The following is a 6,629-nucleotide window of genomic DNA, read 5'->3' as shown; positions in this document are numbered from 1 at the left end:
TAGATCTTCTAGGCTTCTCAGTAGATGCAGATTCAGAAGTGAATTTTGATATTCTTCTTCTAGGTTTGCTGGATTTATAATAGACCAATAAGTTAATTTTTAAAACCACCTTCGGGTGGTTTTTTTGTTTAATTCAATTTGCTAAAATTCATTGTATACCCTCTTTTTAGTTGTATGAATAATCAAAAGCTGATAGATGTCAGGTTTACTTCTTTTTACCAGTAACATAAAAACACAATTGTTTTATTAACTTTATTTTTGCCGAACCAATTTACAAATTATGAACAAAGGAATTTATATCGCTACGCTGGAATCCCACAGCGGAAAATCTATGATCTCGTTAGGATTAATGAGAACACTTTTAGGAAAAATGGTGAAAGTAGGTTACTTTAGGCCAATTATAAACGATGTCCCGAAAGGAGAAAAAGACAATCACATAGATACAGTTTTAAGCTATTTTGATTTAAAAATCCCTTATGAAGATACTTATGCATTTACCCGAAGTGAGGTAATTCAAAAAACAAATGATGGGAAATCGGGGGAGATTATTGACACTATAATTTCCAAGTATAAAAAGCTGGAAGATGAATTTGATTTTATATTGGTAGAAGGAAGTGATTTCTCTGGTGAGGGTAGTGTTTTTGAGTTTGATGTAAACGTAGTGATTGCTAAGAATTTAGGAATACCGGTAATAATTGTAGTTAGCGGCCAGTTTAAGAGCTGGGAAGAATTGTTAGGAAATCAGCAAATGGCTTATCGTGCATTTAGAGATAAGGAAGTTCAGGTTATTGCTATGGTTAGTAATAAAATACAGGAAGAGAACCTGGAGCCTGCAACAACGAATATGCGCGGATTTTTACCGCAGGAAGTTGATGTATTTGCAATTCCGTTAATCGATACACTTAACAATCCTACTTTAAAAGAAATAGTAAAAGCACTGGACGGGACGGTTTTATTTGGGCACGATTTTCTTGATAATCAAACCGGAAATTTTGGAGTGGGTGCTATGCAGCTTAGGAATTATCTAACTACATTAAAAAATGAAAGTTTAGTAATTACTCCTGGTGATAGAGCTGATATTATTCTTGGTGCATTACAAGCCAATATTTCGAGCAATTATCCAAGAATTTCAGGAATTATTTTAACCGGTGGTTTAAGGCCGGAAGAATCAATTTTAAAATTAATTGAAGGTTTATCTGATATTGTACCTATAATTTCGGTACAGGAGGGGACTTTTGCAGTTACAAATAAAGTTGGTGCTATAAAGTCTAATATCTATGCCGATAGTATTCAGAAGATACAAACTACCATTAGTATTTTTGAGCGGTATGTTTCTTTTGATCCCCTGGTAGAAAAACTTACAAATTACCAACCCCAGGGTAGAACTCCCAGAATGTTTCAGTACGATTTGGTGAAGAGAGCCAGACAAAGTAAAAAGCATATTGTGTTGCCAGAAGGTACAGATGAGCGTATCCTAACCGCAGCAAAACGCCTTATAGATATGGACCTGGTAGAGCTAACTTTACTAGGAGATTTTGATACTATTCAGAAAACCGTAGCTAAAATTGCTTTAGATCTTGATTTTTCAAAAGTAAATATTATAGATCCTGTAAATTCCCCAAATTTCCAGGATTATGCTGAAACTTTCTATGAATTAAGAAAACATAAGGGTGTAAATATGGATATGGCGAAAGACCGTTTAAGCGATGTTTCTTACTACGGAACTATGATGATCTATAAAGGTCACGCAGACGGGATGGTATCTGGTGCGGCGCATACTACGCAACATACTATTTTACCCGCTTTACAGTTTATAAAAACCAAACCAAATGTTTCTGTAGTTTCTTCTGTATTTTTTATGTGTTTAGAAGATAGGGTTTCAGTATTTGGAGATTGCGCGATTAATCCGAATCCTACTGCGGCAGAATTAGCAGAAATTACTATTTCTTCGGCAGAAAGTGCTTCAGCCTTTGGCATAGATCCAAAAATTGCGATGCTTTCTTATTCTTCGGGAACTTCAGGAAAAGGTGAAGATGTAGATAGAGTGAGAGAAGCTACTGCTATAGTTAAAGAACGAAGACCAGATCTTAAAATTGAAGGCCCAATTCAATATGATGCGGCAGTAGATATTAGTGTTGGAAAAAGTAAACTTCCAGGCTCTGAAGTAGCTGGACAGGCCAACGTACTAATTTTCCCCGATTTAAATACCGGAAATAATACTTATAAAGCTGTACAACGTGAAACTGGCGCTTTGGCCATAGGACCAATGCTTCAGGGCTTAAATAAGCCGGTAAACGATCTAAGTCGTGGTTGTACAGTAGCCGATGTTTACAATACCGTAATTTTAACTGCCATCCAGGCTCAAGGAATTTAATTCAGAATGAAATCAGCAAGATGCTGAACTCAAACACAAACAAATGAAGAATATTTTAATTATAAATTCAGGAAGTTCGTCTTTAAAATTTCAATTAATACAAATGCCTTCAGAAGAAGTTTTAGCTTCAGGAATGGTAGAACGTATAGGATTGGAAGGTTCAAAACTTCATTATAAAACTAAAAATGAATCAATTTCAGAAGAACTTTTAGCAAAAGATCACGCCATAGCATTAAAGGCAATTACAGATCTTTTAATGGATTCTGAAAAAGGAGTTATTAAAAAAGCTGAAGAAATCCCGGCAATTGGCCATAGGGTAGTGCACGGTGGCGATAGTTTTTCTAAAACCATAGTGATAGACGAGAAGGTAAAGGCTAAGATTAAAGAATACTTTTCTTTGGCACCTTTGCATAATCCTCCAAACTTAAAAGGGATAGAAGTGGCGGAAAAACTTTTCCCGAATGCCACACAGGTAGCGGTTTTTGATACCGCATTTCATAGAAGTATTCCTAAGCAGGCTTCGCAATATGCTATTCCTACAGAACTTTCAGACAAACACCACATTCAACTATATGGGTTTCACGGTACCAGTCATAAATATGTGACGGAAAAAGCCATTGAATATTTACAAAAAGATAATTCTAAAATTATAAGTATTCACTTAGGAAACGGTTGTAGTATTACGGCGGTACAAGATGGAAAAAGCATAGACCATTCTCTTGGTTTTGGGCCAGTAAACGGACTTATTATGGGAACAAGAAGTGGAGATATAGACCAGTCGGTTATTTTTTACCTGGTGGAACAATTAAGATATTCAGCCCAGGAAGTAAGCGATATTTTGCATAATAAAAGTGGGATGTACGGCCTTACCGGTTTTAGTGATCTTAGGGATATTGAAGAACAGGCGGCAAATGGAAATAAACAATGCCAATTAGCCCTGGATATGAATGCCTACCGAATTAAAAAATATATTGGCGCATACACAGCTGCCATGAATGGCGTTGATGCCCTTGTTTTTACAGCGGGAATTGGTGAAAACAGCGATGTTATTCGCAAATTGGTTTGTGCAGATATGGAGTTCTTCGGAATTAAATTGAATGAAGATAAAAACAAGCAGCGTTTAAAAGAATTAAGAACTATAAATGCTGAAGATTCAAAAGTTCAGGTTTTAGTTATTCCTACCAATGAAGAACTGGAAATCGCACAACAGACTTATAACCTGGGGATTTAACGGTTAATTATATTAGGTATTTGCTTACCAGGTGTAATCTTTCCTGTAAAGCTTTAGATTTATGTTTGTGAGACAATAAGGTATTACGTAAACTTCCATCTGTTAATACTTGAAGTGTTTGGTGCAACTGGTTAAAAAAGCGCCTTTCCATTTCGGTACAAATTTGTCCTGATTTTGGGTTGGTGTTCATTCTTAAATTCTGTTGCATTTTAAGCACTTCTTTTTTACATTTTAATAAAAGCTGGTCCAGGTAATCCTGGTCTCTTGCTTCTAAAATATGCCGGTCTAAATCGTCTTTCAATGCTTTTTTATGATTGTATAAAGATTTAAACAGTTTCTTTAAAAAGATTTTTTTGGTAGTTAAAATACAGTGTTTATAGTATATCGCGGCAGTATAATTAGCAATATAATATTTTTCCAGGTGGTCTACTTCAGAAGGTTTCCTCAACATCATTTCCTCACTTTCCTTTTTAATACATTCCTTAATTGGAAGTAGTAGTATTTGTAATGAATTTACTGGAAAAAGGGAAAATTAGCTGTTAAATAAGATTAAACAATTATTAAAAGATACTTAATAATTGCCGAATTTCTAATGGGAGATGCGCTGGCATGGTATTTTTTTATTAGAAGATGAAGAAACAAATAGTATGATGAACAATTAGAATGTAGACTTTACCTAAAAAGATCTTTATACTCCACAAAGAAAGTTTCCATTTTTTCCATATTATCATTCAGGAATTTCATCGCTTCAGGCCATTGATTGCGGTTGTGAATACTAACACCATCAAGCTGAACATAAACCCGGGAAATTATTTTCCCTTCAGGAAGTTCATACTCTTCCTCAAATAAGGCATCTGGTAGATATTCTGTGGTTAGGATTTTTTTCAGCGAAAGCAGCTTTTCAAAATAATATTCGCGAATCAGCGGATCTTCATCTATAACATCTATAGAAACCTGGGCAAATTTTTTGTTAAACGTAAATTTTAATTCAAGTTCTTTAATTCCGGTGTTATAAAGCAACCATTTTCTCCGGAAAACGATACCGAAACTCGTCCAGAACTGTTGCCTTAATTTTTTGCTTTCGGCTTTGCTAAACATATTAAATAAAATAAGCCAGTAAAATTCCGCCAACAATCACTGCCAACTTGGAAATATTAAATTTATGATTTTTAGAAGCTTCAAATAAAATAGTAGTAGAAACGTGCAGAAAAATACCAATTACCAGCGCGTTAATGTAAATTGAAATATCCTGAAGTAAACTGAATTGCGATTTAAAGAAACTTCCCAGCGGCGTCATTAAAGCAAAAACCGCGAGGAACAGGCCGACTTTAATTTTACTCAAATTAGAATGGATAAGAAAAACCGACAGTATGGTCGCCACGGGAATTTTATGAATTACGACTCCGTGTAAGATATGATCGCCTTCATCCATAGGGAAACCTTCCAAAAATGCGTGAATACTCAAACTAATCAATAATAGAATAGGGAATTTTTTCATTCCTTCCTGGTGGTGCAAATGCCCGTGTTCAACTCCTTTAGAAACAAATTCGAGGATTATTTGCAGCAGTAAGCCCAACATTATAAAAATACCAACTTCTTCGGTTCCATTTAGATAAACTTCGGGCAGTAATTCAAAAATGGTAACTGCCAGGAGATAAGCACCGCTAAAACTAAGCAACAGCTTAAAACCAATAGAGGAGGAGGGTTTTAAGAAAATGGCAATAAGGTAACCGGCAATTACAGAAATTAAAGGTAAAATGTAGATCATTAATTAAGTCAAAAATAATTAGTAAAATTGCTCAAGGCACACTCCAGGGCCTCTACCGAAGTTAATCGGGAGTAAAAAATAAAAAATTAACACCAGCCACAACGATTTTCAATCCTCAGTGTAAGGAGTTAAAAAGATAAGTCGTAAAAGCATTGGTAATATTTCAGCATCCCCAGCCGGCAATACTAATATTCAGCAAAATTACCCTATTTTTGTGGACTGTAAAAAACCGATATGGAAAATAATTTTAAAATGATTGCCAAGACCATGTATGGTTTTGAGCCAGTTTTGGCTAAAGAATTAATGGCACTTGGCGCTATGGATGTAAAAGAGGGAACCAGAAATGTAAGCTTTGTAGGTGATAAAGGCTTTATGTATAAAGCGAATTTATGCCTTAGAACTGCAATTAAAATTCTTAAACCATACCAAAGTTTTAAAATATTTTCTGAAGAAGACCTTTACAAGAAAATTTACGAACTACCCTGGGAAGATTTTATGGATGTAGACGATACCCTGGCTATTGATGCCACAGTACATTCTGAAACTTTTACGCATTCCCAATATATTTCCTTAAAAACAAAAGATGCCATTGTAGACCGTTTTCGGGATAAGTTTGATAAAAGACCAAATGTAGAACTTGATTTTCCAACTTTGAGGGTTAATATTCATATTGAAAAGAATTTTTGTAATGTTTCTTTTGATTCTTCAGGCCAGTCTTTACACAAACGTGGATATAAGACCGCGACCAATATTGCGCCCATAAACGAGGTTTTGGCCGCTGGGATGTTATTACTTTCTGGTTGGGACGGGCAGTGCGATTTTCTGGATCCCATGTGCGGAAGTGGAACTATTTTAATTGAAGCCGCAATGATTGCGTGCAATATTCCACCAAATTTAAACCGAAAGGAATTCGCTTTTGAACGTTGGAAAGATTGGGACGAAGATCTATTTGAAAAAATTGAAGAGTCGGTACTTAAAAAAGTACGGGAATTTCATTTTACTATCCAGGGTTATGACACTGCACCTTCGGCAGTACACAAAGCCATTGATAATATTGAAAATGCCAATCTCACTGAATTTATTAAAGTAAAAAGACAGGATTTCTTTGCCTCTGAAAAAGAAGGGGAAAGGCATTTACATATGTTGTTTAATCCGCCGTATGGAGAACGTTTGGAGATTGATATGCCGAAATTCTATAAAGAAATTGGAGATACACTGAAGCAGGCCTACCCGGGAACCGATGCCTGGTTTATCAC

The 6,629-nt window shown here is 35.5% G+C and carries 6 protein-coding genes; 3 read left to right on the top strand and 3 right to left on the bottom strand.

Going from position 1 to position 6,629, the window contains the following annotated elements; all coding sequences use genetic code 11:
* Window positions 1-280: 280 nt before the first annotated feature.
* On the top strand, window positions 281-2,374 hold the full coding sequence (pta, locus tag AACZ30_RS12270) for a phosphate acetyltransferase (protein WP_339649666.1): 2,094 nt from the start codon (window positions 281-283) through the stop codon (window positions 2,372-2,374).
* A 43-nt stretch (window positions 2,375-2,417) separates the two neighbouring features.
* On the top strand, window positions 2,418-3,605 hold the full coding sequence (locus tag AACZ30_RS12265; RefSeq protein ID WP_339649665.1) for an acetate kinase: 1,188 nt from the start codon (window positions 2,418-2,420) through the stop codon (window positions 3,603-3,605).
* Window positions 3,606-3,612: 7 nt separating this feature from the next.
* Here the strand turns inward: AACZ30_RS12265 and AACZ30_RS12260 are convergent, their stop codons facing one another.
* The 3 genes from AACZ30_RS12260 to AACZ30_RS12250 form a co-directional block, all read right to left on the bottom strand.
* Window positions 3,613-4,059: a hypothetical protein gene (locus AACZ30_RS12260; RefSeq protein WP_143083695.1), complete on the bottom strand. Its 447-nt coding sequence runs from the start codon at window positions 4,057-4,059 to the stop codon at window positions 3,613-3,615.
* Window positions 4,060-4,277: 218 nt separating this feature from the next.
* The gene (locus AACZ30_RS12255; RefSeq protein ID WP_339649662.1) at window positions 4,278-4,703 is read right to left on the bottom strand and encodes a DUF4268 domain-containing protein; all 426 of its coding nucleotides are present in this window, start codon (window positions 4,701-4,703) and stop codon (window positions 4,278-4,280) included.
* A gap of 1 nt (window position 4,704) precedes the next feature.
* Window positions 4,705-5,373, bottom strand: coding sequence for a ZIP family metal transporter (locus tag AACZ30_RS12250; protein ID WP_075327145.1), 669 nt, complete (start codon window positions 5,371-5,373; stop codon window positions 4,705-4,707).
* A 234-nt stretch (window positions 5,374-5,607) separates the two neighbouring features.
* Between AACZ30_RS12250 and AACZ30_RS12245 the strand changes: the two genes are divergently transcribed.
* Window positions 5,608-6,629, top strand: a 1,022-nt coding sequence (locus AACZ30_RS12245) for a THUMP domain-containing protein (protein WP_339649660.1), incomplete at its 3' end; no start/stop codon positions are given.

Origin of the sequence: uncultured Salegentibacter sp., from assembly GCF_963972535.1 — a bacterium.
GTDB lineage: Bacteria > Bacteroidota > Bacteroidia > Flavobacteriales > Flavobacteriaceae > Salegentibacter.
The sequence above is the reverse complement of the archived record's forward strand: the minus strand, read 5'-3'. Positions and strand labels throughout refer to the sequence as shown.

Coding starts and splice junctions, on each gene's coding strand:
- pta (WP_339649666.1), top strand. CDS start 281: ATGAACAAAGGAATTTATATCGCTACGCTGGAATCCCACAGCGGAAAA.
- AACZ30_RS12265 (WP_339649665.1), top strand. CDS start 2,418: ATGAAGAATATTTTAATTATAAATTCAGGAAGTTCGTCTTTAAAATTT.
- AACZ30_RS12260 (WP_143083695.1), bottom strand. CDS start 4,059: ATGATGTTGAGGAAACCTTCTGAAGTAGACCACCTGGAAAAATATTAT.
- AACZ30_RS12255 (WP_339649662.1), bottom strand. CDS start 4,703: ATGTTTAGCAAAGCCGAAAGCAAAAAATTAAGGCAACAGTTCTGGACG.
- AACZ30_RS12250 (WP_075327145.1), bottom strand. CDS start 5,373: ATGATCTACATTTTACCTTTAATTTCTGTAATTGCCGGTTACCTTATT.